At 35.4% G+C, this 26,076-nt stretch carries 29 protein-coding genes and 1 pseudogene; 10 read left to right on the top strand and 20 right to left on the bottom strand.

Annotated features, from left to right (window positions below; translation table 11 throughout):
* Positions 1 to 12 precede the first annotated feature (12 nt).
* The 3 genes from ligA to pcrB are packed head-to-tail and all read right to left on the bottom strand — an operon-like array spanning position 13 to position 4,965.
* Positions 13 to 2,022 (bottom strand): NAD-dependent DNA ligase LigA, encoded by a 2,010-nt coding sequence (ligA, locus tag QUF99_RS05380; RefSeq protein WP_289368928.1) that lies wholly within the window; start codon positions 2,020 to 2,022, stop codon positions 13 to 15.
* Positions 2,023 to 2,037: 15 nt separating this feature from the next.
* The gene (pcrA, locus tag QUF99_RS05375) at positions 2,038 to 4,263 is read right to left on the bottom strand and encodes a DNA helicase PcrA (RefSeq protein WP_289368927.1); all 2,226 of its coding nucleotides are present in this window, start codon (positions 4,261 to 4,263) and stop codon (positions 2,038 to 2,040) included.
* Positions 4,264 to 4,275: 12 nt separating this feature from the next.
* Entirely contained in the window at positions 4,276 to 4,965 is a 690-nt protein-coding gene (gene pcrB, locus QUF99_RS05370) for a heptaprenylglyceryl phosphate synthase (RefSeq protein ID WP_289368926.1), read from the bottom strand.
* 254 nt (positions 4,966 to 5,219) lie between these two features.
* Here pcrB and QUF99_RS05365 point away from each other — a divergent pair, with 254 nt between their 5' ends.
* The 3 genes from QUF99_RS05365 to QUF99_RS05355 all read left to right on the top strand — a co-directional run bounded on the left by QUF99_RS05365 (position 5,220) and on the right by QUF99_RS05355 (position 7,126).
* Entirely contained in the window at positions 5,220 to 5,600 is a 381-nt protein-coding gene (locus tag QUF99_RS05365; RefSeq protein ID WP_289368925.1) for a YgaP family membrane protein, read from the top strand.
* A gap of 500 nt (positions 5,601 to 6,100) precedes the next feature.
* A complete protein-coding gene (locus QUF99_RS05360) occupies positions 6,101 to 6,946 on the top strand; it encodes an SPFH domain-containing protein (protein ID WP_289368924.1) in 846 nt (281 codons plus the stop codon).
* A gap of 15 nt (positions 6,947 to 6,961) precedes the next feature.
* Complete coding sequence (locus QUF99_RS05355) at positions 6,962 to 7,126, top strand: type II toxin-antitoxin system antitoxin (protein ID WP_003194620.1); 165 nt, start codon at positions 6,962 to 6,964, stop codon at positions 7,124 to 7,126.
* A gap of 355 nt (positions 7,127 to 7,481) precedes the next feature.
* On the opposite strand, the gene QUF99_RS05350 is transcribed toward QUF99_RS05355, so the two are convergent.
* The 10 genes from QUF99_RS05350 to QUF99_RS05305 all read right to left on the bottom strand — a co-directional run bounded on the left by QUF99_RS05350 (position 7,482) and on the right by QUF99_RS05305 (position 13,704).
* Positions 7,482 to 7,736 carry a SunI/YnzG family protein gene (locus QUF99_RS05350; RefSeq protein ID WP_289368923.1) on the bottom strand — a complete coding sequence of 85 codons (255 nt, stop codon included), beginning with the start codon at positions 7,734 to 7,736 and terminating at the stop codon, positions 7,482 to 7,484.
* A gap of 245 nt (positions 7,737 to 7,981) precedes the next feature.
* The gene (locus QUF99_RS05345; RefSeq protein ID WP_289368922.1) at positions 7,982 to 8,509 is read right to left on the bottom strand and encodes a DUF3916 domain-containing protein; all 528 of its coding nucleotides are present in this window, start codon (positions 8,507 to 8,509) and stop codon (positions 7,982 to 7,984) included.
* A gap of 221 nt (positions 8,510 to 8,730) precedes the next feature.
* Complete coding sequence (locus tag QUF99_RS05340; protein ID WP_289368921.1) at positions 8,731 to 9,273, bottom strand: DJ-1/PfpI family protein; 543 nt, start codon at positions 9,271 to 9,273, stop codon at positions 8,731 to 8,733.
* A gap of 140 nt (positions 9,274 to 9,413) precedes the next feature.
* Entirely contained in the window at positions 9,414 to 9,824 is a 411-nt protein-coding gene (locus tag QUF99_RS05335) for an NUDIX hydrolase (RefSeq protein ID WP_289368920.1), read from the bottom strand.
* Positions 9,825 to 10,110: 286 nt separating this feature from the next.
* Positions 10,111 to 10,467, bottom strand: coding sequence for a hypothetical protein (locus QUF99_RS05330; RefSeq protein ID WP_289368919.1), 357 nt, complete (start codon positions 10,465 to 10,467; stop codon positions 10,111 to 10,113).
* Between the two features lie 106 nt (positions 10,468 to 10,573).
* Positions 10,574 to 10,885 (bottom strand): contact-dependent growth inhibition system immunity protein, encoded by a 312-nt coding sequence (locus QUF99_RS05325; RefSeq protein WP_289368918.1) that lies wholly within the window; start codon positions 10,883 to 10,885, stop codon positions 10,574 to 10,576.
* Positions 10,886 to 11,139: 254 nt separating this feature from the next.
* Positions 11,140 to 11,502: a hypothetical protein gene (locus QUF99_RS05320; protein WP_289368917.1), complete on the bottom strand. Its 363-nt coding sequence runs from the start codon at positions 11,500 to 11,502 to the stop codon at positions 11,140 to 11,142.
* 322 nt (positions 11,503 to 11,824) lie between these two features.
* Complete coding sequence (locus QUF99_RS05315; protein WP_289368916.1) at positions 11,825 to 12,382, bottom strand: RNA 2'-phosphotransferase; 558 nt, start codon at positions 12,380 to 12,382, stop codon at positions 11,825 to 11,827.
* The gene (locus QUF99_RS05310) at positions 12,375 to 12,734 is read right to left on the bottom strand and encodes a hypothetical protein (RefSeq protein ID WP_289368915.1); all 360 of its coding nucleotides are present in this window, start codon (positions 12,732 to 12,734) and stop codon (positions 12,375 to 12,377) included. Before QUF99_RS05310 ends, QUF99_RS05315 begins: the two co-directional genes overlap by 8 nt.
* Before the next feature lie 490 nt (positions 12,735 to 13,224).
* The gene (locus QUF99_RS05305; RefSeq protein ID WP_289368914.1) at positions 13,225 to 13,704 is read right to left on the bottom strand and encodes a DUF2247 family protein; all 480 of its coding nucleotides are present in this window, start codon (positions 13,702 to 13,704) and stop codon (positions 13,225 to 13,227) included.
* Positions 13,705 to 14,130: 426 nt separating this feature from the next.
* On the opposite strand from QUF99_RS05305, the gene QUF99_RS05300 reads away from it, so the two are divergent.
* Positions 14,131 to 14,664, top strand: a complete 534-nt coding sequence (locus tag QUF99_RS05300) for a helix-turn-helix transcriptional regulator (protein ID WP_289368913.1) — start codon at positions 14,131 to 14,133, stop codon at positions 14,662 to 14,664.
* Between the two features lie 231 nt (positions 14,665 to 14,895).
* On the opposite strand, the gene QUF99_RS05295 is transcribed toward QUF99_RS05300, so the two are convergent.
* Together QUF99_RS05295 and QUF99_RS05290 are read right to left on the bottom strand one after the other, a co-directional pair.
* Positions 14,896 to 15,315 (bottom strand): hypothetical protein, encoded by a 420-nt coding sequence (locus tag QUF99_RS05295; protein WP_289368912.1) that lies wholly within the window; start codon positions 15,313 to 15,315, stop codon positions 14,896 to 14,898.
* Between the two features lie 2 nt (positions 15,316 to 15,317).
* Complete coding sequence (locus QUF99_RS05290; protein ID WP_289368911.1) at positions 15,318 to 15,827, bottom strand: hypothetical protein; 510 nt, start codon at positions 15,825 to 15,827, stop codon at positions 15,318 to 15,320.
* Between QUF99_RS05290 and QUF99_RS05285 the strand changes: the two are divergent.
* A pseudogene (locus tag QUF99_RS05285) lies at positions 15,799 to 16,419 on the top strand (DUF4003 family protein); the annotation flags it as partial. The gene QUF99_RS05290 and the pseudogene QUF99_RS05285 overlap by 29 nt on opposite strands.
* Positions 16,420 to 16,733: 314 nt before the next feature.
* Here the strand turns inward: QUF99_RS05285 and QUF99_RS05280 are convergent.
* Positions 16,734 to 17,618 (bottom strand): LysR family transcriptional regulator, encoded by an 885-nt coding sequence (locus tag QUF99_RS05280; protein WP_289368910.1) that lies wholly within the window; start codon positions 17,616 to 17,618, stop codon positions 16,734 to 16,736.
* 154 nt (positions 17,619 to 17,772) lie between these two features.
* Between QUF99_RS05280 and QUF99_RS05275 the strand changes: the two genes are divergently transcribed.
* Both QUF99_RS05275 and QUF99_RS28480 read left to right on the top strand, forming a co-directional pair.
* Complete coding sequence (locus tag QUF99_RS05275) at positions 17,773 to 18,969, top strand: YbfB/YjiJ family MFS transporter (RefSeq protein WP_289368909.1); 1,197 nt, start codon at positions 17,773 to 17,775, stop codon at positions 18,967 to 18,969.
* Positions 18,970 to 18,998: 29 nt separating this feature from the next.
* Complete coding sequence (locus QUF99_RS28480; protein ID WP_353958389.1) at positions 18,999 to 19,154, top strand: helix-turn-helix domain-containing protein; 156 nt, start codon at positions 18,999 to 19,001, stop codon at positions 19,152 to 19,154.
* 267 nt (positions 19,155 to 19,421) lie between these two features.
* Here QUF99_RS28480 and QUF99_RS05270 read toward each other — a convergent pair whose 3' ends face one another.
* Complete coding sequence (locus QUF99_RS05270; protein ID WP_289368908.1) at positions 19,422 to 20,789, bottom strand: beta-propeller fold lactonase family protein; 1,368 nt, start codon at positions 20,787 to 20,789, stop codon at positions 19,422 to 19,424.
* Positions 20,790 to 21,391: 602 nt separating this feature from the next.
* Here QUF99_RS05270 and QUF99_RS05265 point away from each other — a divergent pair.
* From QUF99_RS05265 to QUF99_RS05255, 3 genes are all read left to right on the top strand, one after another.
* On the top strand, positions 21,392 to 21,871 hold the full coding sequence (locus QUF99_RS05265; protein ID WP_289368907.1) for a COG4315 family predicted lipoprotein: 480 nt from the start codon (positions 21,392 to 21,394) through the stop codon (positions 21,869 to 21,871).
* A gap of 121 nt (positions 21,872 to 21,992) precedes the next feature.
* The gene (locus QUF99_RS05260) at positions 21,993 to 22,544 is read left to right on the top strand and encodes an RNA polymerase sigma factor (protein ID WP_286123284.1); all 552 of its coding nucleotides are present in this window, start codon (positions 21,993 to 21,995) and stop codon (positions 22,542 to 22,544) included.
* A gap of 12 nt (positions 22,545 to 22,556) precedes the next feature.
* Positions 22,557 to 23,291 (top strand): anti-sigma factor, encoded by a 735-nt coding sequence (locus QUF99_RS05255; RefSeq protein WP_289368906.1) that lies wholly within the window; start codon positions 22,557 to 22,559, stop codon positions 23,289 to 23,291.
* Positions 23,292 to 23,727: 436 nt separating this feature from the next.
* On the opposite strand, the gene QUF99_RS05250 is transcribed toward QUF99_RS05255, so the two are convergent.
* The 3 genes from QUF99_RS05250 to QUF99_RS05240 form a co-directional block, all read right to left on the bottom strand.
* Entirely contained in the window at positions 23,728 to 23,928 is a 201-nt protein-coding gene (locus QUF99_RS05250; RefSeq protein WP_289374783.1) for a hypothetical protein, read from the bottom strand.
* A 161-nt stretch (positions 23,929 to 24,089) separates the two neighbouring features.
* Positions 24,090 to 24,965 (bottom strand): ROK family protein, encoded by an 876-nt coding sequence (locus tag QUF99_RS05245; protein ID WP_289368905.1) that lies wholly within the window; start codon positions 24,963 to 24,965, stop codon positions 24,090 to 24,092.
* A 38-nt stretch (positions 24,966 to 25,003) separates the two neighbouring features.
* The gene (locus QUF99_RS05240) at positions 25,004 to 26,023 is read right to left on the bottom strand and encodes a zinc-dependent alcohol dehydrogenase family protein (protein WP_289368904.1); all 1,020 of its coding nucleotides are present in this window, start codon (positions 26,021 to 26,023) and stop codon (positions 25,004 to 25,006) included.
* Positions 26,024 to 26,076 lie beyond the last annotated feature (53 nt).

The following is a 26,076-nucleotide window of genomic DNA, read 5'->3' as shown; positions in this document are numbered from 1 at the left end:
AGTTTGCACCTCTTACTTATTCAGCTCTTGTAAGAACCTCTCTTCATTCCAAACCTCAACGTTATGCTTCTCTGCTTGCGCTAGTTTTGATCCTGCTGCTTCACCAGCAACAACTAAATCTGTACTCTTACTTACACTTCCTGTTACTTTTCCACCTAATTCTTCAATCTTTTTCTTTGCTTCACTACGTCCCATTACTTCAAGTTTTCCTGTCAAAACAATCGTTTTACCAGCAAAGTACGATGCAATATTTTGTAGATCAGCACGTTTCATACCTTTATAAGTCATGTTAACGCCGTACTCTTTAAATTGTTGTAACAATCCTAGTACGTCCTCATTATCAAAGTACGTGACAATCGATTGCGCCATCTTCTCACCAATTTCATTAATCGCTTTTAACTCTTCTTCTGTTGCTTTTACGAGATGATCCATCGTTTCAAAATGCTCCGCTAATGTGCGCGCAGCTTTTGCTCCAACATGACGAATGCCAAGCCCAAACAATAGTCGCTCTAATGAATTTTCCTTAGAAGCTTCAATCGCTTGCACTAATTTCGAAGCTGACCTCTCGCCAAAACGTTCTAATTGTAACAACTGTTCTTCGGTTAACGGATAAAGATCTGCAAATGTACGAATATAATCAGCATCAAACAGCTGTGTAATAACACGTTCACCTAATCCATCAATATTCATTGCATTTCGTGATACGAAATGAATCAGTCCTTCACGAATTTGTGCTGGACAAGCTGGATTAATACAGCGCAGTGCTACTTCTTCTTCTAAACGAACAAGCTCACTCTCACATGTTGGACAATGCGTTGGCATATGAAATTCTTCTTCTTCACCCGTACGCTTATCAAAAATTACGTTAACCACCTCTGGAATAATGTCTCCAGCTTTTTTCACAACAACGTAGTCACCAATTCGAATGTCTTTTTCACGAATTAGATCTTCATTATGTAGAGATGCACGACGGACAATCGTTCCCGCTACTCGCACTGGCTCTAATTCAGCAGTTGGCGTCACAACACCTGTACGTCCCACGCTTAGTTCAATGCCCGTTAACTGCGTTACAACTTCTTCCGCTGGAAACTTATACGCAATTGCCCAGCGCGGACTTTTTGCGGTTGTTCCTAAACTTTCCTGAAGAGCTACATCATCTGCTTTAATTACAATACCATCAATCTCATAATCAAGATTTGGACGTTTTTCTTGCCACTCTTCTACATAAGCAATCACATCTTCAATCGTTTCACATGTGCGACGATTTGGATTTGTTTTGAATCCAAGTTCTCCTAACAAATTCAATGCTTCACTATGAGCTGCAATCGTTTTTTCTTTCACATCAGCAAGGCCGTATACAAACATAGATAAATTACGCTTTGCCGCAATTTTTGGATCAAGCTGACGCAATGATCCGGCCGCTGCGTTACGCGGGTTTGCAAATACAGCTTCACCGTTTTGCTCTTTCTCTTCATTTAACTTTACAAACGAACGTTTTGGCATATACGCCTCACCGCGTGCTTCTAATGTTACTTCTTCTTTCAAACGAAGTGGAATTGCTTTAATCGTTTTTAAGTTTTGTGTAATATCTTCGCCGGTTACACCATCACCGCGTGTTGCCCCTTGCACGAAGCGTCCTTTTTCATAATGAAGGGAAACAGCAAGACCGTCAATTTTTAGTTCGCATATATATCTTACATTTGAACCATCAATTCCTTGACGTACTCTGCGATCAAAGTCGCGTAAATCACCTTCATTAAAGGCGTTTCCTAAACTTAACATCGGTGATTGGTGCGTTACTTTTTCAAATATATCAAGCACCTCTCCCCCAACACGAATGGAGGGAGAGTCTTCTGTTAAAAATTCTGGGTTTTCTGCTTCTAGCTTAATGAGCTCCTGCATGTGGCGATCATATTCCGCATCAGAAACAGAAGGATTGTCTAGTACGTGATATTCGTAATTGAATGCATTCAAAATATCATGAAGTTCTTCTATGCGCTGCTTTACTGCTTCTTTTGACATATCCTCATTCCTTTCCTATTGTTTCGTCACAGGTGCAAATTTTGCTAATAAGCGTTTTATTCCAATTGGACTTGGAAATGCAATATCTAACTCTTTTGCATCGCCTTCACCTTTTACACTTACAACCGTACCAACTCCCCACTTTTGATGGGACGCTTTATCACCGACAGCCCAGCCAATCTGCTCTCCTCCTGTTGTTTTAACAGTTGGATGCACAATCGCCGAACGAGAACGAGTTGTCGTTGCCGCCGTTCTTGCTTTTGCACCGAATGTTTCACGCTTCGGCGCTGTCTCATTAAGATTTTCAACTAATTCTGCAGGAATTTCTGAAATAAAACGAGACGTTGCATTCATGTTTGTTCTACCAAATAAAGTACGCATTTGGGCATTTGATAAGTACAACTCTTCTTCCGCACGTGTAATCCCAACATACGCAAGGCGACGCTCCTCTTGCATCTCATCTTCTTCCATAAGAGAACGAGTATGTGGGAAGACGCCTTCTTCTAACCCAACAATAAAGACAACCGGGAATTCTAACCCTTTTGCGGAGTGCATTGTCATTAAAATGACTTCTTCTCCAGCAGTTGGATCTTCATCCACGCGATCGATATCCGCAACAAGCGCTAAATCTGTTAAGAACGCAACAAGACTCTTATCTTCACTCTGTGATTCAAACGTTTGCGTAACAGATAAAAACTCTTCTAAGTTTTCAAGACGTCCTTCTGCTTCTAAAGAACGCTCATTGTGTAGCATCTCACGGTAACCGGTTTTCTCAATTACTTCTTTTACAAGCTCGGTAACGGATAAATATTCTTGCATATTGACCCAATTGTATAATTGATTCGCAAATTCCTTTACAGCTTTCGTGATTTTTGCACTTACACCGACATGTTCGATTTCATCCATTACAGCTGTTAATGAAAGTCCATTTTGTACGCCGTAGTTAATAATTTTATCAATAGACGTGGCACCGATTCCGCGCTTCGGCATGTTAATAATACGTGCAAAACTAAGTTCATCATCCGGATTCGCAATTAAACGTAAGTATGCCAAAATATCTTTAATCTCTTTACGATCGTAGAACTTAATCCCGCCAATAATTTTATATGGAATGTTGGACTTTAAGAAAATTTCCTCAACCATACGAGACTGGGCATTTGTACGGTAAAGCACCGCAAAATCTGTATACTTTCGATTTCCCATCTGAATTTCATCACGAATTTTTTTCGCAACAAAATAGGCTTCATCCTTTTCAGTTGCAGCACGATAATACGAAATTTTACTTCCAACTTGATTATCCGTCCATAATTTCTTCGGCTTACGATTTGAATTATTTTCAATTACAGCGTTCGCTGCATTTAAAATATTTTGCGATGAGCGGTAGTTTTGTTCTAATAAAATGACCTGCGCATTGTTATAATCCTTCTCAAATGACAAGATGTTAGCAATATCCGCTCCGCGCCAGCGATAAATTGACTGATCGGAATCACCAACAACGCAAAGATTTTTAAAGCGAGACGCCAATTTATTTACGAGAATATATTGTGCTCTGTTCGTATCTTGGTACTCATCCACGTGAATATATTGGAACTTACGTTGATAAAACTCCAACACTTCTGGAATACGCTCAAATAAATGAATCGTCGTCATAATCAAATCATCAAAATCTAATGAATTATTTTTTAACAGACGCTTTTGATATTCTGTATACACATCACTGATTAATTTTTCAAATGGATCGGCATTTGTTATCTGTTTTGCATATTTGTCAGCGGATAACAATTCATTTTTCGCATTGCTAATACCTGAAAGAACAGAACGTGGATCAAATTTCTTCGGATCGATATTACGTTCTTTCATAATTTTTTTTACAACAGTAAGTTGATCGCTTGCATCTAGAATCGTAAAGTTACGATTAATACCAATACGGTCAATATCACGACGTAAAATACGCACACACATCGAGTGAAACGTAGAAATCCAAATATCTTCTGCTTCTGGTCCAACGAGCGTATCAATACGCTCACGCATTTCACGAGCCGCTTTGTTTGTGAAGGTGATTGCTAAAACATTCCAAGGTGCCACACCCTTTTCACCAAGTAAGTAAGCGATGCGATGCGTTAGTACACGCGTCTTACCACTCCCAGCACCTGCCATTAATAAAAGCGGGCCATCTGTTGTTCTTACTGCCTTTTGTTGCTCCGGATTTAAACCATTTAATAATTTATTTGTCGTACTCATTTGTCCCGTCACCTACTCTCCTTTTACAGCTTTTACTGTTTGTAAAGCTGCTTTCATATCATCATAAATTACATTTCCAACCACAACTGTATCGGCATACTGTGCCATTTCCTTTGCTTCTTTTGCACTTGAAATTCCGCCACCATAATACAGCTTAGCTTGTTGTAATTCTGCTTTTACGTTTTTAACAAGCTGGGCATCCCCGTAAATACCACTATATTCTAAATAAAAAATAGGTAAATGAAGGAGCTTGTCCGCCATACGTGCATAGGCAATTACATCATCTTCTGTTAAATCACACTTCGCTTCGGTCAGCTTTGCTACTTTCGCTTCCGGATTTAATACGCAATATCCTTCCATGAAAATTTCATCCCAGTTCATAACATCCCCAAATTCTTTTAATGCCTCATGATGAAGTCCCGTTACCCATTCTACTTTTTGGCTATTCAACACGCTTGGGATGTAATAAAAATCAAATCCCGGTGTAAGGGCTTCAAGATCAGAAACCTCCAGTACACAAGGGACTGTATATCTACGAATACTTGCTAGCAGATGTAATACATTATCAATTGTAACTCCATCACTACCGCCTACAATAACGGCGTCCGTTCCAGATTCACAAATCATTTCTAATTGTTCATCGCTTAACTCCTTATTCGGATCAAGCTTAAATACATGTTTCCATTCGGAAATCTCGTACATGAAAACACCCTTCCTTTTGTCTAATCGCCTTTATGTGCGTGTTCAAAAAAGAGGCTATCTTTACCGGACTTTTTGAACATCCTCTTTATGCATTCTTACATTATAACAAAAAAAACCTCGTACACACACGTTCAATCCAACATCTTTTTCACCGTCAAATGTTGGATTACATATCAGAAAACTTACATGGAATACTAACAATTGAAATAGCTTTTTTTATTTCTAAGCTGATGAAGAAGGAGTGTTTTCTCTTGATGAAACCAAATATCGGTATAATCAACGCCCTAATCCGCATTACATTTGGGTTTGTCGTGCTGAGCTGTAGCACTGCTAAGCTTGCCCGAAAACCATGGTGTACGTGGTCAAAAATATTACTTTGGCTTGGTGCAATGAAAATTGCGGAGGGAATTGTCCGTTTCTGTCCTATTACTGAAGTATGTAAGCTTGGAAAATACATGAACATGGGCAATTTTAAAATGCCTGACATGAATTTTAATAAAAAGGGACATGCTAATACAGAGGAAGCAACTCATACTTCCAACCACGACAAAACAGAATCAAAAGGAAGTTATGACGCTTCTGACAAAGAAATTGAGTCAGCGCTTGAAAAAGCAATCCTGACCAAACCGCTTTGAATCATTTGTCACGTTGCAAGATGCTCTCAAAGGGACTTAGCTGCTGCAGTGGGCGGCTAAGTCTTCTTTATTTTACCACAAAATAGAACAAACGTTCCTTTTTATTTATCTTTTTTAGATTATAAGGATGATAAAATGAAACTTTTCTCAGTGGGGTTTTCTTCATCCCTCACTGAGAATTAGCCCTCACCAAGTGGGCTTTTACAGGCAGTTTATCCCCCCATCTATCTTCTTTATTTTTCTCTGAATCTTGAGGTGGGGGTCCTACTGCTCACGAATAGCGGGATAAAATGAAGGTTGTTCTAAAAGTACGGTTTTACCAATCTTTTACGGAGCACCTTCTTTTTATTTATCGATTCTTCGTCACTTACAGTTATTCCCCAAACAACATCAATCAAGAAATATCCTTTATTTTGAAATTTTTAGAAAAATAGGTATTTATCTCTTGCACCTGATGATATAAAAGTGATATCATTTATATATCAATAGGAGGCGATCATATGAAAGAAAAACAAGTGTTTTACGTAAATGGCTTTCTAGGTGTTATCGGTCTTTTAGTTTTAGCAGGTATTGGCGTATTTTTCCTTGTACAAGAAATATTTGTAGTAGCTGTAATCTGTCTTACGTTAGCTGTGATTCTTGGAACTGGCATTGGAATTGTTCAGCCAAACCAAGCAAAAGTGATTACATTTTTCGGTAACTATTTAGGAACAATCCGTGAAAATGGTTTATTTTTAACTATTCCTTTTGCACTTCGTCAAACTGTTTCCCTTCGCGTAGAGAACTTTAATAGTAAAAAATTAAAAGTAAACGATGTCGAGGGAAACCCCATTGAAATTGCTGCCGTTGTTGTCTATAAAGTTGTCGACTCAGCAAAAGCAATCTTTGGCGTTGAACATTATGATGAATTCGTAGAAATTCAAAGTGAAACGGCAATTCGCCACGTGGCAACAAAATATCCGTATGACAATTTCCAAGATGAAAATTGCATAACATTACGTGGAAATTCTGAAGAAATATCAGAGGAATTAAAACGTGAATTAGAAGCACGCTTAGAAATTGCTGGTGTAGAAGTCTTAGAAACACGCTTAACACATTTAGCATACGCAACAGAAATTGCTCATGCGATGTTACAGCGTCAACAAGCAAAAGCAGTCTTAGCTGCCCGAAAAGAAATTGTTGCAGGTGCTGTCCAAATCGCGAAAGACTCTATCCAAAAGCTAGCTGAAGAAGATACGCTAGAGTTAGATGACGAGCGTAAAGCAAACATGGTCAACAACTTATTGGTTGCAATTGTTTCAGATAAGGGTGCACAACCGGTTATTAATACAGGAAGTCTCTATTAAAGGTTGTAGGTAATTATGGCCAAAAAGAAAAGCTTTCCATTACGTATTGATCCTGAATTGCACGCAGTCATCGAAAAATGGGCGAATGATGAATTTCGCAGCGTCAACGCACACATCGAATATTTACTGCGAGAAATGGCAAAGCAAAAAGGAAAACTAAAAAAAGAGAAAGAGTCTTAAATTTATGTTAAATGGCTCTCTTCTCTACACAAAAAAGCAACTAAATTTAGTTGCTTTTTCTAATTATTGAAAATGAAATCACCAATAAACTTTGTGATATCCATATAACACCGATTATGAAATACAGGTTTTATAACGGATACAGCAACGATACGAGAAACAGACTAAAAAACTAAAAACTTTCCACTTATACGATTATCAAAAGGCGATCTGATAATTTGGGGTTATTTCCTTTTTTTTGAATGTGAACTTTTATATAGAAGTTTACATTCAGATTTATTATAAAAAGAACAAAAAACGACTTTACATTAGTCGCCTTTTGTTCTAAAAAATTCATATGAAATCAATTAAATAATTAAGCATTTATTTTATTTAAAATTGAAACCTTATTAGTAGTAAATAATATATAATTCTGTTTTTTAGTTTTAATTAAGATGCGATCAGTTGTGCCATATGCTGTTCCTATTCGAATTGCATCAACTTTTTCAACACCAGCATAAGTATCATCTTCAGTAACTTCAATAATTTCATTTAATGGAATACTAACGTTTGCTAATTGCCATTTAATAATTAGTTCCTCTGTTGTTTTTATAACATCAATACCTAGCATATTACCAAGACCTTCCTGTAATGTTTTCTAAATATAATTATAAATCAAATAATTATATTTGTAATTAAATATCTTTATTGGATATTTATGTTTACAAATAATATGAATAACAAATTATTTTTTATCTGTTTTGAATATAAACTTTAGTATATTAGTTTACATTCAAAACACTATAAATAAAGGCGGTAAGGAGCCCATAAACAAAAAGAAAGAGTTAGATACATAATCTCGTTAGTAAAATCTATTTAATTTAATTCCCCAACAAACCATACCTCTTCTTCAGGAGGATAGTTATAACTACCAACAACTTCTTTATATCCTCTAATGTCTAATCCTTTAGGAATATATAATCCCAATTTTGCTCTTATATTATCGTCTTGCGGTAAAGAATAAAATGATTGTTCTTGCATATCTCTACCTAAAAACCCTTCCCAAAATCTTTCTATACCTCTTTTACTAGATAAAACTAAAATGTTGGAAACTCGTAAATTCGGCAAAGAAATGACAAAATAGATACGATACTCTTTTTCTGTCTCTGTTTTTATATCGATTAAATATTGAACTCGGTTAATTGCCGTTTGAATAAAGAACTTTTTAACAGAGTTTGGTGTATTCATATAATCAATAAAAAACTTATTAAATGGCAGATAAAGATGCCAACACCCTAAGTCAGAATGATCATGATAGTTAGGTAAAGAATTCGTATCTTCAGTAATACACTTCAAAAAAGTACGACATCTTCTTTTTAAACCTCTTATTTTCTTTTTTCTCATGTATAAAATCTCTCCAAATCAATTTTTTCTTTATGTATAACACAAAAATATAAAGTTTACATAACACCACTTATCAACAGTCAATCTATCTAGAAACCTATAAAAATCCCTTCAGAAGATCTGAAAGGGACTTTTCATTTATATAACCCAGATTATCGAAGGTAAATAGACAACCGTACTTTACTGAACATTTGCACCGTTAGTTGAACAAGAATATTTCTTTATTCTTGATACCATCCTTCATCAAATTCAAGTTTTAATGCATTCCCTAAGTATTTTCCAAATCTAATAAATCCTCTGCCTCGTGCTGTAATTACGTTACCATCTTGCACGACTAATTCTTCCGAAAAATTCTCTTTTTCAAATACACCTAACTTGTTCATATTTTCTTCTGTAAGTCCAACTGTATATTTTTTACCTTTTAAAACCCCTGCTTTTGCTAAAAGGAGGGGGGAACTTGATATGCTTGCAACAACACGTTCTTTAGTAGCTACTCGCTTAATAAAATTAAATAATTTTTCTTCGTTAATTAAACCCATAATATCCATACAACCAGTTAATAATAGGCTATCTACTTCTTCAAGGTTAAGTTCATCAACAGTAGTGTCAGTTACACAAGATAATCCTGACTCACCTTTAATAGGAAAATGATCTAATCCCACAGTAATAACAGGTTTTTTCCCTTGCATTAAAATAGACAAAGCCACACTTAACTCATATTCACTGAATTGCGGATATAGTAAAACAGCTGTTTTTTTTAACACGATTTCTCCTCCTAAAACTAATTCTATATCTCTTGTTTCGTTATTCTACGTATTAAAAATTTTGAAATGCACGTATTAACAGAACAGCTAATCGGGCTATTACTTAACATAACGCCCGTTAGCGGTAGCCAAGTAAGATTCTAACCTTTTCTTTCTTGTATGTAATCCAGTAATATATCTCGCTCTTTTTCAAATAGCATTTTAAGTTTACTAATTTCAGATATTGGCTTCCAGCAAATATCTTGAATTAACTCATCTGGATCCTGAATTTTCTTTTCTCCACCAACTAGTTCAACTTCAAAATATTCAACATGAACATCTACGCCATATGTAATTCCATCTCGCTCATGTACTTTTTGAACAATTTGCACTTGATAACCTGTTTCTTCCCAAACTTCACGAATACAACACTCTTCAAATGTTTCATTTTCTTCTACTCCACCTGAAGGAACAGACCAAAGTTCAGGCTCATTTGGTTTCTCCTGTGCTACCATTAGTATTTCACCTCTTGAGTTTATACAAATAGCTGATGACCCTTTCCATACAGACATGTTCAAATCCCCTTTAAAATAATTAATTAACTAAATTTTACCACAATTAAATGACGTATATCATATTCATGTGAAGTTGACATAACCAATCATTAACGTAGTAGACAAAAAAGCTAGCTTCTTATCTTTTTTCAAATAAGAAGCTAGCTTTGTCGTTTTGGGGGTGACTTGATTTCTTAACTTGATGGTGATGAGTCTGTACCCCTATTAAGGCTTATTTGCCAATTTCACTCTGCGAAAGTTGAGTTAGTCATTTGGCATTACTCTTAAAAAGATAAGAAGATATTTAGTTATACAACTTTTGATATAAATCTTTAGTTAATTTATTAGCCTTTTTAAGGCCATCTTTTTCATATGTTTTTATTTCTTCGTCTGAAACAACAACATTTTCTTTCTCATGACTCCGAATAATATCTGATGATATTTTTTTCATGGATGAATTATAACGTGTGAACAGAGCTATGCTTTTATCCCTCTCTAAATAAGTTGCTATTTTTAATTCATTATAGCTAGGAGCGCTTATGCTTATGTCTTTCTCACCCTTAATGTAAATTTCGGTAACTCGTCCATTCATTTTTAATGAGTAACTATCAATGATATATCCTGCTTTAATAAAATCATTAGCATATCTTTTAGTATTCATACTAACATTAAGTTGATCATATAAATTTCCTTACAGCTAACAATGCGTATGTGCACGTATGATAGAACAATATAAAAGACCGCCTATTACGGGCGGTCAATTTTTACTAATTATTTTTTAATGCTTGTTTTAACGTTTTAACTGTTTGTTCAAGCCATTCTAATGGCGTTATTTCTAACCCTTCAAAATATATCCCATCTGCAGAATGTCGTATGTAATCATTTTTCTCTTTATTACTATAATCGCTTTGAATAAATTCAGTTAGAAAAATAATAGCATCTTGCAAATACTCTTTGGGTGCCTCTTCTAGTAATTCTTGAAGTGCTTCTTCATAGAAAGTATCTTGATGAAAAGTACCTGCTAGAAATTGAAATACCTCATCATCTTCGAGATTATCGAAATTGTTTTTTAATAACATAATATTCCTCCTATTATCAAAATGGATATCCGGTTAAAATAAAACTTCCATTACCATCTTTTTTGCAAAGTAAGAGTTGCAAAAGAGCATCCACTTAAAGGATGCTCTTTTGTATAATATATTTTTTACTGCTTGTTTAATCATTTTATCAAGATAGTTATGTTTATTTACCTAGAAAGCTTGAAAGGCATTTAGCCAATCAAGGTTATTTAAGAATTATTTATTTTCTTATCTAGTTTCAACTAATAATAATTTTATTTCCACAATGTAGAGGTAATTTGTTTTAAATGAAATTCAATATATTCAATAACTTCTTTATAATTATCAGATGTAAATTCGTGAATAGGGTTTTCCCAATCCATGTTTTTGATAATTAAAACTAGGTAATTACCATCGGGGAAAATATCAGGGTTCCAACCGAGATCTAATGTGATCGATGATTTCTCATGATAAAGCTGCAACAAACTGTCAGTAAACATAAACCAGCAATCGTCATCGGGTTCCAAATTTCGCGGATCTATTTCAACAAAATTGTTATAGTTCACTTTCCATCCTTCTGTTATCCTCAAGGGATGAATATTTACTTCAGGAACATCTAACTTAACATATTTTCTCATAATCATAACCTCTTTCACGATTTCTAGTCACTTAATCTAATTGTTTTAAATATTTATTTAATCTTTCTCCAGCAAATACAATATAATCAAATAACACTATAAAAGCAGCCAATAGACTACTACGTTCTCCTAACGTCGCTATTGACTGCTTTTATTGGGTATGTGGCTTTGTTAGTGCCCGAGGAACTCACAAAATAGCTAATACCTTAGTTAGTTCCTCGAGTATTTTTAGCATAATATGCCCATCGTTTACATTAATATTAAATCTCGTTCTTCTAAAAGATTCTTTCTTTTCCCTCAGAATCTAGCAAAATAGACTAAATCAATTCTTATAAATTGCGATAAATTCACTAGAAATCTTATCTGCTAACCAAACTTTTTCATTTCCTAAATAGAACTTAATATTTTTCTCTCGAGCTTTTCCAGTATCTACCATCAAAATAATGGGATGATTGTCTTTCCTTTTTCCTACTAAGGTTGCAGTTTCAACATCTTCAGAAAGATGAACATACTGTCGAGACATAGGAGATAAGCCATTCGATTCAATAGAATTTATAAATCGAGAAGAAGTTCCATGATAAAGGTATCTGGGTGGTATAGCTTCTTCTTTTACTATTTTCATGGGAATAGAGTGTCCATACATCGCACGAATTTTATTTCCTTTTATCTCATGTCTCTTTTTTTTCGACTTTTCTATCATCATTTTCAAGTCATCTAAATTTACATTTTTCCATACATTTGACTGACGAAGAGCATTTAGTAATTGGTCTATAGAGACCCACCCATTCTCGTCTAACTCTAATTCATATTCCCACGGCGCATGACGCAAAGCATATGAAATTTCTTTGCTTAAATTTGTATAGAATTTTTCTTCACTCAATTTCTTCACTCCGATTATAAGAAATCATCTCGTTTACAGCACATCCAACCCACTCCCAAAAGTCATCAAATTCTTTTCTTTGTTCAAAACCTTCAGAAGCAAAATCATGAATAAGTTGAACTTTACTTCCTTTGCCAATTTCAAAACATGCAGTATCATCATTATCAACTCTTTTAGCAAAAGGAATCAATTTACGATTAGGATATCTTTTCTTCATACCATAGTATATGTTAGTAGCCTGCTCTGATTCCATTAAAAACCATATATCAAAATTAACTAAATCTAATTCAACTAATCTTTCATAAGATTCAGGGTATTTATAAATAGATTCATCTATATAAAAATTCTTCATAGTTACCACCATTTCTTTCTACTTCATTTTTCTAGGTCATACGATCCCATTGGATTATTATTTCTAAAACTTTCTTTTTGTTTTTGTATTCTTAAATCTAAAGCTTCTCCCCATGTCTTAGGCACACCTTTAGGAGTTGTAAATCTACCAACCATATCTGCTGGAAGAGGGTCGCTATAATATTTCTCAATGTATCTAACGCAAAAACAGAGGTAGGGTAGATTATCTCACTTATATAATACTTTAAAAATCAGTTCACTTATTAAGAGGTGATGTAGGGGAAGAAAATGAGTAACAATGGTGATTCATTTTAATTAGAATCAACAAAAGAGACCTCAAATGTGAGGTCTCTTTTATTGATTATTCTCCATCTGTAACTTTCTCTTCACTTACTCCAGGCTAGGTAACATGGTTCATTGAAATATACAATCCTAAAGAAGACTTGTTCTTCAAAAAGTTCTTTTCTTGCCCTCAGAATCTAGCAGAATAGCTAGTCAATAAATTTTTTCTCTGAATCTAAAAATTTATAAAACCTATTTAATAAATCTTTCTTCTTAGTTGGGGTATCTTGGGGCATATAAGTAATAAAACTTGTCATATCTTCAGGATAATCATGTCTATCATAAAACTCTGCAATTCTATTTAATAGTTCATCTTCATCAGTAATCTTTTCTTTTAACTTAGATAAGTAAACGAATCTTAGTTCCCTATTCTCATTCTGTAATTCTTCACTATTTTCTTCTAAATTAGGAAAATAGGAATCTTTAATTTCAAATAAAATTTTATCTAAATCATTAGAATCTATTCCCCAAGCTAGTTCATTAACAAAAGCATCATCATCACCAGCTTCCATTAGTTCCACCGCATAATCAGAAATGACATTCGGTTCAAAATATTTTTTATTTACACCAGTATAAATAGTTTTCCAATCATACTTAAGACCTTTGTTCTTAAAATCTATTAAATCCATATAATTCTCCTTTTATTTTTTTGGAACTTGATTTGGTTTCCCTGTAGCAATTCCATTTTCAATAAATCTTCTATGACTTACATTTCCATTTGGTTCAACAATCCACTCAAAGACACCTTTTTTACCAGCGTAACTTCCCTCTATTTGGAAGGATTTTCTGTTAATACCATCTCCTCCTACTAGTGGAAATTCATCAGCAAATCTTGAGTAATTATCAACAATATCAGAAAATCCATGTTCCTTAGGGACATGAGGAAACTCTTTTTCTATGATGGGTTTTCCATTTTTATCTCTTCCCCAAATAGGTTTTACTTTATCAATCTTTGTTCCACTTCCAACTCGTTTTCAATCAATAACAGGTCCCTCTAATTCCTCAATTACTTTTGGATTAGCTCCGCTGGCTTTCTCGGGGCGGGAAACCAGATTATGGCACTATTCAAACAGAAAAAAATATCAAACATCGCGAAAAATCTTAAAGACTATAGATTACAAGAAGGTATGACACAAAAAGATTTTGTCAGTCTCTTAGAAATGAATCCCCAAAATTATTCTAAATTAGAACGAGGTGTCTACACACCTTCTTTAGAAAAACTATTAGAGATTTGCGATATTTTACACCTAACACCAAATGATTTACTGATGGACGGTAGAGAGTATGAAGAGTTTAAGGCAGAAGTGTTTGATTCTTTTGATGATTCCATTATAGATTTGGTAGGAACGATAAAAACTGTTAAAGAACAAAGGGCCAAAGCAATTTTTGCTAAAAATAGGGGAAACGAAAAAGAAGAAAGAATTCATCTAGATTTTATTATTGGCATGTTTGCTTGGAAAAATGAGCATTATTGGGGTATTGCAGACTATCTATATCGTAAACACATCAAAAAAGATTTAGACAACGTATCAAAGAAAATATCAAATAGGCTTGTCGAGAAAATGGAAGAGGATTATTTTAACGAATAACACTATAAAAAAAGTCAACAGACCACTACGTTCTCCTAACGTCGCTGTTGACTTTCTTTATTGGGCATGTCTCTTTGTTAGTGCCCGAGGAACTCACAAAATAGCTGATACTTTAGTCAGTCCCTCGAACACAACTAGCTTAACATGCCCACCGTTTGCTGTAGCATTTAATTTTGTTCTTTTAAAACATTCTTTCTTTACCCTCGGAATCTATCAAAATAAACTGTTTAATTATTTTTGCTCTAAATCATAGTAGGGATTAGCAATATGGTCTCCAACATCCTCTATTGTTTCTTTTATTTCTGCTAAAATCTCAGGAGTTATTGATTTATTCACACTAATGGAAGATTTTACTTTCTCAAAGCTCTTTTCTAAGCCCAAATTAACTATCAATGATAAAATTATATCCACATCATTGTAATTTTCTGTATTCCATAAGCTACTTATCAGCTCATCCAATTCTGCATGAAGAGGTTCTTCCAACAATTCGTATGTCATGATTTGCCTTTCCATTAACGCAATTAGAATTTCTAAAAATTCATCTTTTGATATTTTTTTTTGTTTAAAATCATCAATAGCTCCTTTAAAATAGCTATAGACTTGTTCTTTCGGTAATCTATCTGGTAAATTTTCATAGTCTTCTATATTCATGTCTATTTCCCCTTTATTGGAATATGTACTTCATTAAGTGATTGATTTTTTGTCCATGTTCCATCTGTTTTCAATTGTTTATTTCCTACTTTAATCTGCGCTGTCCACCTCTGACCAGAAACTGCATCGGGATATTTACTCACTGCTATCGGATCTGCTTCATGCCATCTAATTATTACCTTTTGATTATCTGACAGTTGAAATTCATATTTAGCTCCATTTTTTAATGTTTCTGTAGGTTGAAATGTACTTTTTGTTCCTGGTGGTATTATACTTTCTAAATCTGAAATACTAATTTCTCCACCATCTAGTAGATTCTCAGTAACTTTTCTTGTCTGATCTCTGGTTAATTTTTGAACTGAATACTTACCGAGACCCGACTCAGCTCCGCTGGCTTTCTTACTAGTATTATCTATCCCCTTAGTAGCATTTCCCTCTTTATCAATTTTACCATTCTCTTTAGCTTTATTAACACGCCCACCAGAAGACAATGGACAGCATGAAACACGCATTCAGCGGTCGCTGCAAGTATATAAACGCATGAAAGAGGATCACTTCTTTCTTACAAGCACAAATGATTACCCGCTCGCTGTTTTGCTAGCAGGACAACCAGAGAAAGTAGAGACACTTATGGATCGAGTGGAACGTCTCTATCACAAGCTGGCGGCAACTGGTATGCACAAAGGGAATGATCTTCAATTTTTAAGTCATATTCTTTCTCTAAAGAAGGATGTCAGTGAAGATATTTTAGTAGCACGCTGCACAAACATATGGAACCTGCTAAAGCAAGAAAAGGTAAAAGTTAAACAGATGTATTATCCGGCTATCGGGCTACTAGCTTTGCTTGAGGATGGAGAGAAAGAGGTCCCTTCTGTTTGGGCATTCATTGAAAAATTGCAGGGGGACAAGCTATTCCGCTGGCATACGGATGCAAATATTCTTATTGCTATTCAACTATTCGTAAGTCAAAAAGGTGCGGAAAGTCACGCTGCCAACACAGGCTTACAAACAATGATAGAGGTTCTCATACAGGCGCAGCAGGCAGCTATGATAGCAGCAATTACCGCTTCCTCCGCAGCAGCTTCTGCCACCAGTAGTTCATAACGTGCAATTTGCTGCATGAATGCTATATGTAGAATTTTCCAAAAATAGTTGCATATATCATGCTTAACTCAAAAGTCGATTGTCTGCTGACAATCGACTTTTGAGTTAATAAGCACGAAGCACATGCAATAAATAATCTTTTCGATTAAGTGGATTATAATCTACTCGTTTTCTCTCTTTGTTTTCATTTGGCATGGGGCAGGAAAAGGATCTGGCCGCTTCTATGCATGGCCGGATGCCCTCTCCTACCTAAAAAGAAGGGGTTTATGTCGGTTTTTTAATTTGTATTTATATAGGTAATCCTTTGATATGTTCTAGGAATATTTACAATTCCCCTTTTCTTCTACGCTATAAAGCGATTTAATAAACGCACATAATGCTGCTGTTTTTACACTATCTCTCCGATAAATAAAGTAAGTTGGAATAAATCTATTTTCATTTAATAACGGCGTGCGCACAAGCTCTTGATGAGAATCAAACTGCTCTGCCACCTCTCTTGGAAGCATAGATACCCCAAGCCCCGCCTTCACACAGCTAATAATACCATCCAAAGAATTTAACTCCATCACTTTCCTTGGAACAATCCCTTCCGATAATAACCATTCTTCTAATACTTTTCTATAAAAGCAACCGGTTTGAAAAACGATGAAAGACTGTTCCTTAACATATTTACTATCCAATAAAAAATTTCTCTTCGATAGTAACATCATTTCTTCTTGAAATACCTCTATTTTCTCTAACGCTGGATCCTCTGTACTATTTGCTACAAATGCACCTTCTAGTTCATGTAGAAGTATTTTTTTCATTAATTCCTCCGTACTGTTCGTTTGTAGCATAATTTCGACTTCTGGATATTGCGTATGATAGTTACATAGAATAGCTGACAATCTAACAGCTGCCGCAGTTTCCATCGCTCCAATTTTTAACGTTCCACCTGGAGATGTCGTATATTTAATTTCTTTCTTTGACTCATCTAATAATTGAATCATTTTTTTGGCGTATGTTAACAGTGTTTCCCCTGTAGGAGTTAATGTCATACCATTTCGGTGACGATAAAATAACTGCGTCTCGTATTCCGCTTCCAGCCTTTTTATTTTTGCTGTTATGTTCGATTGGACAAAATTCAGCCTAGCTGCTGCTTTTGAAATACTTTTCTCTTGTGCTACCATATAAAAAGCGACGAAGTCTTGTAAGTTCATATTTCCTCCTCCCTTTACGTTCCTATCATTATTTTTGATGTCACATATAAAAAAACAGTATTTTACTCGCTCTACTTATTTCCTTATCATATGTATTAGATACAGTCCCCCTATAGCCCTGTTAAAAATAATCTTGTTTCAGGAGGGAGATCACATGAACGAAACAAAAACGTGGAAAATGATTCTATCTGGTATATTCGCATTAGCTGCCGTAATGGGCATCAGTCGTTTCGCCTACACGCCCATTCTTTCTTTTATGGAAAAACAAGCGCACGTGGAGGAAGATCTCGCTGGATATTTAGCTTCCAGCAACTATTTCGGCTATTTACTCGGCGCTTTTTTTATTGGATTCGTTACGTTAAAAAATCGTGAAAAAGTATTACATCATTGTTTGTTCATCAACGTTTGTTCAACCCTTTGTATGGGTGTCACTTCAAATCTCTTCTTCTGGTTTTCGCTTCGATTTGTTGGAGGATTTACAAGTGCAATTGTGTTTGTCCTCGCTTCAAGCATTGTGTTAGATTATTTATTTCAGCGTAATAAAAGTGTACTGAGCGGGATGATATATGGAGGAGTCGGAGTCGGAATTATTCTATCAGGGTTGTTTGCTCCTTTATTGAACTTATTTTGGAACTGGCAAGGTACTTGGATCGGGTTAGGTATCATAAGTTTTAGTTTCGCAATTTTTGTATGGAAATGGTTAAAAGATGAAACAAGACACGCTGTGCAAGCTCGTCAAAGCGCTCCAACAAGTAACGAACAACGAAAAAATTATTTATTTTGGCTCATTTTAGCTTATGGCTTTGAAGGCTTCGGCTATATCATTACCGGAACATTTCTGGTCACAATTGTAGAAAGAGTAACACTTTCATCTTTTTATGCATCTTGCAGCTGGATTATTGTTGGTATCGCCGTCATTCCATCCAGCTATATTTGGTCGAAAGTTGCTCAAAAATATGGGACGACTCGGGCACTTATTTCAGCCTACTTGCTACAAATTATAAGTGTTGTCTCTCCAATTCTTATTTCAAACGTAATCGGAGCATTTCTAAGCGCCTTCCTCCTCGGAGCTACCTTCGTAGGCATTACTATTTTAACAACTACAGAGGCAAAGCGAATCAAGCCAAATGAAAGCAATAAAATCATCGGTTATACAACCGGTATTTATGGTATTGGTCAAATTATCGGTCCAATCTTTACAGGTATCATCGCAAAGCAAACACAAAGCTTCTATCTTCCACTCATTGGCGCTGCCATTACATTAGTCATCTCTATTGTTCTCTTAATGATTGGCGAACTGAAAAGTAAACCAATCGAAAGAACAGAACAATATGTCGATATAAACAGATAATACGTATTGATAAAGCTAAATCTCTTTTGATGGACTTAGATTACACTATTTATAAAATAGCAGAAGATGTTGGTTATAGAACTCCTCGTTATTTTAGTAGGATATTTAAATCAATTACAGGAATGACACCAAGCCAATTTAGAAATTCTGTGTTAATTACAAATAGCCCCATCAAAGAGGCCTGAGTTGATAAACACATATTTTTCAAAAAACATTCAATAGAAATTTTGGTTCTGGTGCAAACCTCGAATTTTGTCAAAATATGAATAAAAATATAATGTAAATACCGAACACTCTATTTGTTTTTCATCATAAAAATTCATTGTAAAATTATTAATTACGAATAAAATGTACCTGATGATTAGTTAATATTCACTTTGATTTTGCTATATGATTCTTTTTGCACCAGAACCGTTTTTGCTTATACGGATTATGTCACTTGGAGCTATTGCTTATTTCTCAAAAATCTTTTTGTCCAAAACAAACCAGACATTATTTACGCCTTGTCCATTTATATCACCGACTTGCTTATCTTTAAAAAAGTAATAAAGAGGGTGGCCTTTATACGTTGTTTGTTTCTGTCCATCTTCTCTTGTGATGGTTCTAAAATCGCTTTTATTAAATCCACTAGGAGCCACTATATTTTCTGCATGAAATGGAGGCCAAATTTCAAGACATTTATCTTTACAATTACTTACTCCCGACTCATCCTTTGTGAAGTAATAAAGTGTCATTCCTTGATCGTCTGCTAAATATTTTCCGATTCCGTCCGATTTTAACACTTGAAGTTTGTATTTGTTTGACTCATCACGGATCGTATCGGTGATGGAAAAGTTTTTTACATTCACACGGGCGATGGAGAGATCGCGATTAAGGACGTAAGCGCGTTCTCCATCCCGGCTAAAGACAATGGCTTGCCGGGGTTCTGTGAAACCGCTGATTGTCTTAATCACACGGTTCTCAGAGACATTGATCACATCGATAGTATTGTCCGCCTTGCTGCTTGCGAAAAGCAGGGTACCATCGGGCGACAGGGCTGCACCGTATGGCTCACGTCCAACTTTTACCTCGTTGACGATTTGTCCTAGAGAGGTGTCCACCACGGAAATGCTGTCACGATCGCTGTTTGCGGCATACAATGTACGACCATCGGCAGTCACGGAGATTCCACGAATCATAGAGAAACCGGTAATCTCACGTACTATGTTCTTAGTGACTGCATCAACTACGGACACCTTATCTCCCTTAAAGTTCGTCACAAACACATATCGTCCATCCGGAGAGACTTTAATACCTTGGCGCGGTTGGGCGAAACCGGTGATGACCGCAGTCGGTTTGCGTTTCTCAAGATCCACGATGGTTACAGAACTGTGTGCCTGATTGTTCACGTACAGCGTCTTTTCATCAGGGCTGACGGCGGTACCGAATGCACCTGGGCCGACCACGACTTCATCCTTTAAGTTTAGGCTTTTTGCGTTGTAGAAGCGCAAAGTGCCGAGCGTGCTGTCCGAGACGACGAACTCTGAGCCACCATCAACGAATACGATGTTCCTCGGTGTGACAAAGCCATCGATTTCCTTACGTAAAGTGCCTTTAGCAAGGTCATAGATACGGATGGATTGTTTGCGACTATCTGAAACAATCGCAATCTGCTCATCGGGACTTATGGCAAGGGAGTTGTTGGTGATGCTGCCATCGAAGCTCTTCTCTTCCACAGGGCTTTTGCGCTCAGTAGATGAGGCAAAAATGGCAGTCGGAAGAATAACAACAAATATCAAAGCTGCAATCAATACACTTTTAAATTTCATTTTTTTAAACATTTCTTCACCTCGATGGAAAAGTTTTTATATAACAGATCTTAAAGACACGCGAATAAGTTCCATAGCACCACGCAAGCACAACAGGTAAACAAGACATCGGTAATCACTAACCATAGACAAAACATCTTCATTTAACCAAGAATTCGTACCCCAGCACAAAGTATTTATTCATTATTCTATTACGGTTTATACTTGTTTGTAGATGGTTTCGATTGATTACTTTTATTACCCTGATCGTAATTTAGTTCCCGCTTACAACTTTGGGTTTCTGTAAATATCTCACATATTTTTGATTCCCTCCTTTTGTAATCATATCTGAATTTTTATCCCTTCGTTCTAAGTAAACGTACAGATGAACAGATCGGTTCGAATATTATTGAAAATAATACCAACGAATCAAGTGGTTCGGTTTGGCTTTCTCTATTTTAGCTACCTATTTTTCACTAAAAAAAGATGTTGGAGAAGATCAATTTGATACTGTTCAACATAATGTTGTGATTGAAAAGTGATTTTAGTAATAAGAAAAAATTTTAATTTTTTCAAACCTTTTAAGAGCTAGGATCGTTATCTTAAATGTAAATAATTTTCGAGGAGGAATAAGGATGAGAAAATGGTCGTTTATCGTATCAGCTTTCGCCACAATCTTGTTGTTAGCTGCGTGTAACATTGGAATAGAGGAAAGTACTCAAACAAGTACGGAATCCTCTAGTAATGAAAACGCTAATAATCAGGATACATCAACTTTACAATTATTAGAAAACGAAAAAGCCGGAAAATACTTAGCTGATTCAAAAGGAATGGCCCTTTATTATTTTACGAAAGATAAATCTGAAAAAAGTAATTGTAGTGGAGAATGTTTAAAAAATTGGCCGCCATTTACTGCGGAAGAATTTGAAGTCCCATCAGGCTTTGATAAAGCTGATTTTGGAACAATTACAAGAAAAGATACAGGAAAAAAGCAAGTAACCTATAAAGGTTACCCACTTTACTATTTCATTAATGATAAAGGAAAAGGAGATGTGAACGGACAAGGAGTTAAGGATGTATGGTATATTGTGAACACTGAAACTATCTTTAATTAAAATAAACATTCCATATAAAGGAACAATCAACTTAGTTGATTGTTCCTTTTCTTCTCCTCCAATTATATAATTTAAGTAAAAAACCTTTTTGGAAATAAATCATGGGGAGGGGTAGCAGCGAGTGAAAGATAAAAGTGATTATGAATTAATGAATTTAGTCAAAAAAAAGCATCGTCCTGCATTAGAAGAACTATATGAACGTTATGTTAAATTAATATATAGTTTCGTTTTTAAATTTACTCAGAGGAATGAAGAAAAGACGAAGGAAATTATTCAACTAGTTTTTTTGAGGCTTTGGACGACAAAAAGCACATATGATACCTCTAAAGGTGAATATGTAAATTGGTTACTTACTATCACTCGAAATATTTGTATAGATTATATCCGTAAAGATAGTAAAGAAAATCTTAATAGGATATGGACTGAATCTCTTAATTCTGACAAACAGTTTGAATTAGAAGATCCAAGTAATGAGATTGAAGATAAAATAAATAATACTGAAATCCAAGAGGCAAAGAATAAATTATCTCAACCACAAAAAAGATTAATTGATTTACTTTACTGGAGAGGGTATTCACTTAACGAAATTGCAAAAATGGAAAATGAGCCATTAGGAACCGTTAAGAATAGGCTTCATCAATCTCTTAAACGATTAAGAAAGTATTTGAATTGAGGAGGTTAAGTAATGGAGAGGAATTGTAATCATTTACTTTCTTATATTACAAATGAACTCAGTGTTGATGATCAAAAAGATTTTAAAGATCATTTAAAAAACTGTCCAAAATGTGATAAAGACTATATTCAGATAAAAGAAGCGTGGGAAGCACTCCAATTTGACTTTGAGGAAACGGAAGTACCGGAATCATTAAAATCTGAAGTGCTTGATTTTGTATTTGCACCACAGCAAAAGGAACCAGATTCATTCGTAAGTAACCTAAAAAAATGGTTAACTTATTTCAAACAGCAGTTTACACCTTTGGCCACCGTATTAGTTTTAATATTATTAATTACGACAACGATATTCACTATTGCAAATATCCAAATGAGCAATCAAACGTTAACTGGTAAAGAACTAAACAGTCAGCCAGTTGAAATTTTATCTACTCTTTCTTTAACTTCCGTCGATCAAAATAGATTGGAGGCTAATGGACATGCTTTTATTGTGCAGCAAGGAGACGAAAAAAAGCTAGTTGTACAAGTAAACAATTTACAAAAAGCAGAGGGCGAAAAAGTTTACCAAGTTTGGTTACTAAACAATGGCGTACGGAAAAATGCTGGGATTTTTAAACCCAATAACTATGGTTCAGGTATTTTGACATTTGAACTTCAGGAGAATGAAACCTTCGATAACATTGGAATAACGTTGGAACCAGACCAAAATAGCGTACAGCCAAGAGGGGAAAAAATAGTTGGAACATAAATAAACAAAAATTAGTAGATATATTCCTCAACTAGTTTTTGGGAATGGTTTTAAATCCAGAATTATTCATTTTATGGAAAGTCATAAAGAAAACCCGCTTTGTTGTAGCCAAAGAGGTCTTTTCTAGTTTTATAGGCAAAACATAATGGATAGTACGCTTCATTAATTGTTTATTTCTGCACTCTTCCTTAAATATGTTCGTAAAAGTGTACTTTTCAAGAAGAAATTATTTTCTATAAAAAAGCGTCCCTAAATCTTTAGTATGAAATTTAGGGACGTTCGTTAATTGTTTATAGTTTTATGGACACACTTTGCGTATTTATAGCAAAAAAATAGATCGAGATCCTCGATCTTTAAAATTAGCATAATTAGGGGCAAACCAGGGTAATAGTTCACAATATGTATTATATACTACTTATTTTTAATTTTGAATATTTTAACTACAATCAATCCGAATATCCATATTGAGAAAATTTTTACAAATATGAAGTTTAACTAAGAAAATTCGAATGTAAACTAATAGATATTTGTTTACATTCAAATCCCTATAATCATTTCCCTCATCAAAAGCTGCTGCTTTATTCGGGCCAAAAACGCGAAGTCCCTCTGCTTCAAAACGATCGATAATACCACTCATACCTCCAGTTACAAATCCACTGTGTTGAACTGCAAAATACTTAGTGGATTTAAACGTATATGAAAATACGATAGATCAGAGTATCAAGACCCCTAAAGGGTTTCCCAACACTCTAATCTATCGTATTCTTTTTCAATATAGCTTTAGTCATTTGTTCTTGCCTATTTATGCGAAGTGAGTAACACTTCTCGTTTTGCAAGTGCTAATGCCCCACATAGTCCCGCGTTATCACCCAATTTAGGTGCAACGACATACTGATCCAGCTGTTTTACTTTAATGTAATTATTTAATAAATCTTGTAACTGTTCATAGATTAAAGGGAATAATTGACGTTGTTTCATAACCCCGCCACCCATAATGATTTTTTTAGGAGACAGGATTAATATATAATTCATTAGAGCTTGTGCCAGATAAAAGGCTTCCATTTTCCATACCTTTTCCTCATGTTCCAATTCTACTGCGCGTTTCCCCCATCTTTTTTCGATGGCAGGACCAGCTGCCATTCCTTCTAAGCAATGTTGATGAAATGGACAATTTCCCGTAAATGAATCTTCTGGATGTGTTCGGACCAAAATGTGCCCCATTTCGGGATGAGACATTCCGTGCAAAAGCTTTCCTTCTACAATAGCACCTACCCCTATTCCCGTTCCGACTGTAATGTAAATACAACTGTCTACATCTTGCGCTGCACCCCACTCTATTTCACCAAGTGCCGCCGCGTTAACGTCTGTGTCAAAGGCAATCGGGATCGAAAAGTGCTCCTTCAATTTCCCTAATATATTGTAATTGTTCCAATGCGGTTTAGGAGTACTTGTAATATACCCGTACGTATCACTTGTTTCATCCAAATCTACCGGTCCGAATGAGCCTACTCCAATCGCATCTAACTTCTTACCTTTAAAAAAAGAGATAGCTTGCTTCATCGTTTCTTCAGGTGTTGTAGTAGGAAAGCTTATTCGTTCGAGTATATTTCCTGTTTCGTCCCCTATTCCACAAACAAATTTTGTTCCTCCAGCTTCAATACCGCCTAATCTCATTCTATTCCGCCTCCTATTTTTGAACTAGGTTTTATATATTAAACATTCTCATGTGGTACGATAACTCCCTTTGATACCTGTAAGGTAGGATAGGATTTCATAATTTCCGAGATATTGTCTAAATTAAAGAAATGACTGATTAACGGTTCAATCGCAACTATCTTTTGATGAATAAGTGAAATAGCCTCTTCGTGTGTGTACGGATTAATAAAAGAACCCATAATTTTTAATTCTTTTGCAAAGATTTCAAATGGTGAAACCGAAATTTTTGTTTCCGGTGAAGAAACACCGAATAATAAAATTTGTCCGCCTTTTTTTGCCGCTTGAAAAGCAAGTTCCATGCTCTCTTTCCGGCCGACACACTCTATAACAATGTCTGCTTTATTTTGCAGTACAGCTTCTGACTGATTGGATAAAGGATTGATGATGATATCTGCTCCCAGTGCATGGAGTAATTTATGTTTGTTTTCACTCGGCTCGCTTACCATGATAGATGAAACGCCCTGCTTTTTGACAAGCTGTAAAAACAATTGTCCGATAAAACCACCACCAATGATTAACACAGTTTGATTAGATCGGATGTCCAATTTTCTAAATCCATGAAGCACGCATCCAAGTGGTTCTACCATTGCTCCTTCAATAAAACTTATTTCATCTGGGAAACGGTAACAATTTTCTTCCGGAACTATACAGTACTCACCCATTCCTCCATCTCTCGTAACCCCAATGGCTTGCAAATGATTACATAAATGCGGACGACCATTCCTACAATATCCGCACCCTCCGCAGTAAATATTAGGGTCTACAGAAACTCTATCTCCTACCTGCAAAGACGTAACATTTCCGCCAAGCTCTACAACTTCCCCAGACAATTCATGACCAAGAATAACGGGAGGAATCACTTCTGCCGATCCAGGATGTCCGTGAAAAATGTGTTGGTCCGTTCCACAAATTCCACATGCTTTCACTCGAATGCGCACTTCTTTCGAGTACAATGCTCGTTCCTCTTGATCCTCTACGTGTATGTTTCCTTTGCCTTGGAATACAGCTGCTTTCATATGTATTTCCTCTTTTCTTTACTCATTTATCTCGCTATTCGCGAGCAGTAAAA

The sequence above is a fragment of the Bacillus sp. DX4.1 genome, from assembly GCF_030348195.1.
Lineage (GTDB): Bacteria > Bacillota > Bacilli > Bacillales > Bacillaceae_G > Bacillus_A.
This window is presented reverse-complemented; position numbering and strand designations above follow the sequence as displayed.

What these genes read in the sequence shown, in the direction of transcription:
- QUF99_RS05360 (WP_289368924.1), top strand. Translation starts at nt 6,101, where the DNA reads ATGAAAGAAAAACAAGTGTTTTACGTAAATGGCTTTCTAGGTGTTATC.
- ligA (WP_289368928.1), bottom strand. Translation starts at nt 2,022, where the DNA reads ATGTCAAAAGAAGCAGTAAAGCAGCGCATAGAAGAACTTCATGATATT.
- QUF99_RS28480 (WP_353958389.1), top strand. Translation starts at nt 18,999, where the DNA reads ATGGACTTAGATTACACTATTTATAAAATAGCAGAAGATGTTGGTTAT.
- QUF99_RS05245 (WP_289368905.1), bottom strand. Translation starts at nt 24,965, where the DNA reads ATGAGATTAGGCGGTATTGAAGCTGGAGGAACAAAATTTGTTTGTGGA.
- QUF99_RS05365 (WP_289368925.1), top strand. Translation starts at nt 5,220, where the DNA reads ATGAAACCAAATATCGGTATAATCAACGCCCTAATCCGCATTACATTT.
- QUF99_RS05320 (WP_289368917.1), bottom strand. Translation starts at nt 11,502, where the DNA reads ATGAGAAAATATGTTAAGTTAGATGTTCCTGAAGTAAATATTCATCCC.
- QUF99_RS05240 (WP_289368904.1), bottom strand. Translation starts at nt 26,023, where the DNA reads ATGAAAGCAGCTGTATTCCAAGGCAAAGGAAACATACACGTAGAGGAT.
- QUF99_RS05295 (WP_289368912.1), bottom strand. Translation starts at nt 15,315, where the DNA reads ATGAATATAGAAGACTATGAAAATTTACCAGATAGATTACCGAAAGAA.
- QUF99_RS05255 (WP_289368906.1), top strand. Translation starts at nt 22,557, where the DNA reads ATGGAGAGGAATTGTAATCATTTACTTTCTTATATTACAAATGAACTC.
- QUF99_RS05265 (WP_289368907.1), top strand. Translation starts at nt 21,392, where the DNA reads ATGAGAAAATGGTCGTTTATCGTATCAGCTTTCGCCACAATCTTGTTG.
- pcrB (WP_289368926.1), bottom strand. Translation starts at nt 4,965, where the DNA reads ATGTACGAGATTTCCGAATGGAAACATGTATTTAAGCTTGATCCGAAT.
- QUF99_RS05355 (WP_003194620.1), top strand. Translation starts at nt 6,962, where the DNA reads ATGGCCAAAAAGAAAAGCTTTCCATTACGTATTGATCCTGAATTGCAC.
- QUF99_RS05280 (WP_289368910.1), bottom strand. Translation starts at nt 17,618, where the DNA reads ATGAACTTACAAGACTTCGTCGCTTTTTATATGGTAGCACAAGAGAAA.
- pcrA (WP_289368927.1), bottom strand. Translation starts at nt 4,263, where the DNA reads ATGAGTACGACAAATAAATTATTAAATGGTTTAAATCCGGAGCAACAA.
- QUF99_RS05250 (WP_289374783.1), bottom strand. Translation starts at nt 23,928, where the DNA reads ATGAGTGGTATTATCGATCGTTTTGAAGCAGAGGGACTTCGCGTTTTT.
- QUF99_RS05270 (WP_289368908.1), bottom strand. Translation starts at nt 20,789, where the DNA reads ATGTTTAAAAAAATGAAATTTAAAAGTGTATTGATTGCAGCTTTGATA.
- QUF99_RS05310 (WP_289368915.1), bottom strand. Translation starts at nt 12,734, where the DNA reads ATGAAGAATTTTTATATAGATGAATCTATTTATAAATACCCTGAATCT.
- QUF99_RS05290 (WP_289368911.1), bottom strand. Translation starts at nt 15,827, where the DNA reads ATGCGTGTTTCATGCTGTCCATTGTCTTCTGGTGGGCGTGTTAATAAA.
- QUF99_RS05305 (WP_289368914.1), bottom strand. Translation starts at nt 13,704, where the DNA reads ATGGATTTAATAGATTTTAAGAACAAAGGTCTTAAGTATGATTGGAAA.
- QUF99_RS05275 (WP_289368909.1), top strand. Translation starts at nt 17,773, where the DNA reads ATGAACGAAACAAAAACGTGGAAAATGATTCTATCTGGTATATTCGCA.
- QUF99_RS05335 (WP_289368920.1), bottom strand. Translation starts at nt 9,824, where the DNA reads ATGTCTGTATGGAAAGGGTCATCAGCTATTTGTATAAACTCAAGAGGT.
- QUF99_RS05325 (WP_289368918.1), bottom strand. Translation starts at nt 10,885, where the DNA reads ATGTTATTAAAAAACAATTTCGATAATCTCGAAGATGATGAGGTATTT.
- QUF99_RS05300 (WP_289368913.1), top strand. Translation starts at nt 14,131, where the DNA reads ATGGCACTATTCAAACAGAAAAAAATATCAAACATCGCGAAAAATCTT.
- QUF99_RS05350 (WP_289368923.1), bottom strand. Translation starts at nt 7,736, where the DNA reads ATGCTAGGTATTGATGTTATAAAAACAACAGAGGAACTAATTATTAAA.
- QUF99_RS05345 (WP_289368922.1), bottom strand. Translation starts at nt 8,509, where the DNA reads ATGAGAAAAAAGAAAATAAGAGGTTTAAAAAGAAGATGTCGTACTTTT.
- QUF99_RS05330 (WP_289368919.1), bottom strand. Translation starts at nt 10,467, where the DNA reads ATGAATACTAAAAGATATGCTAATGATTTTATTAAAGCAGGATATATC.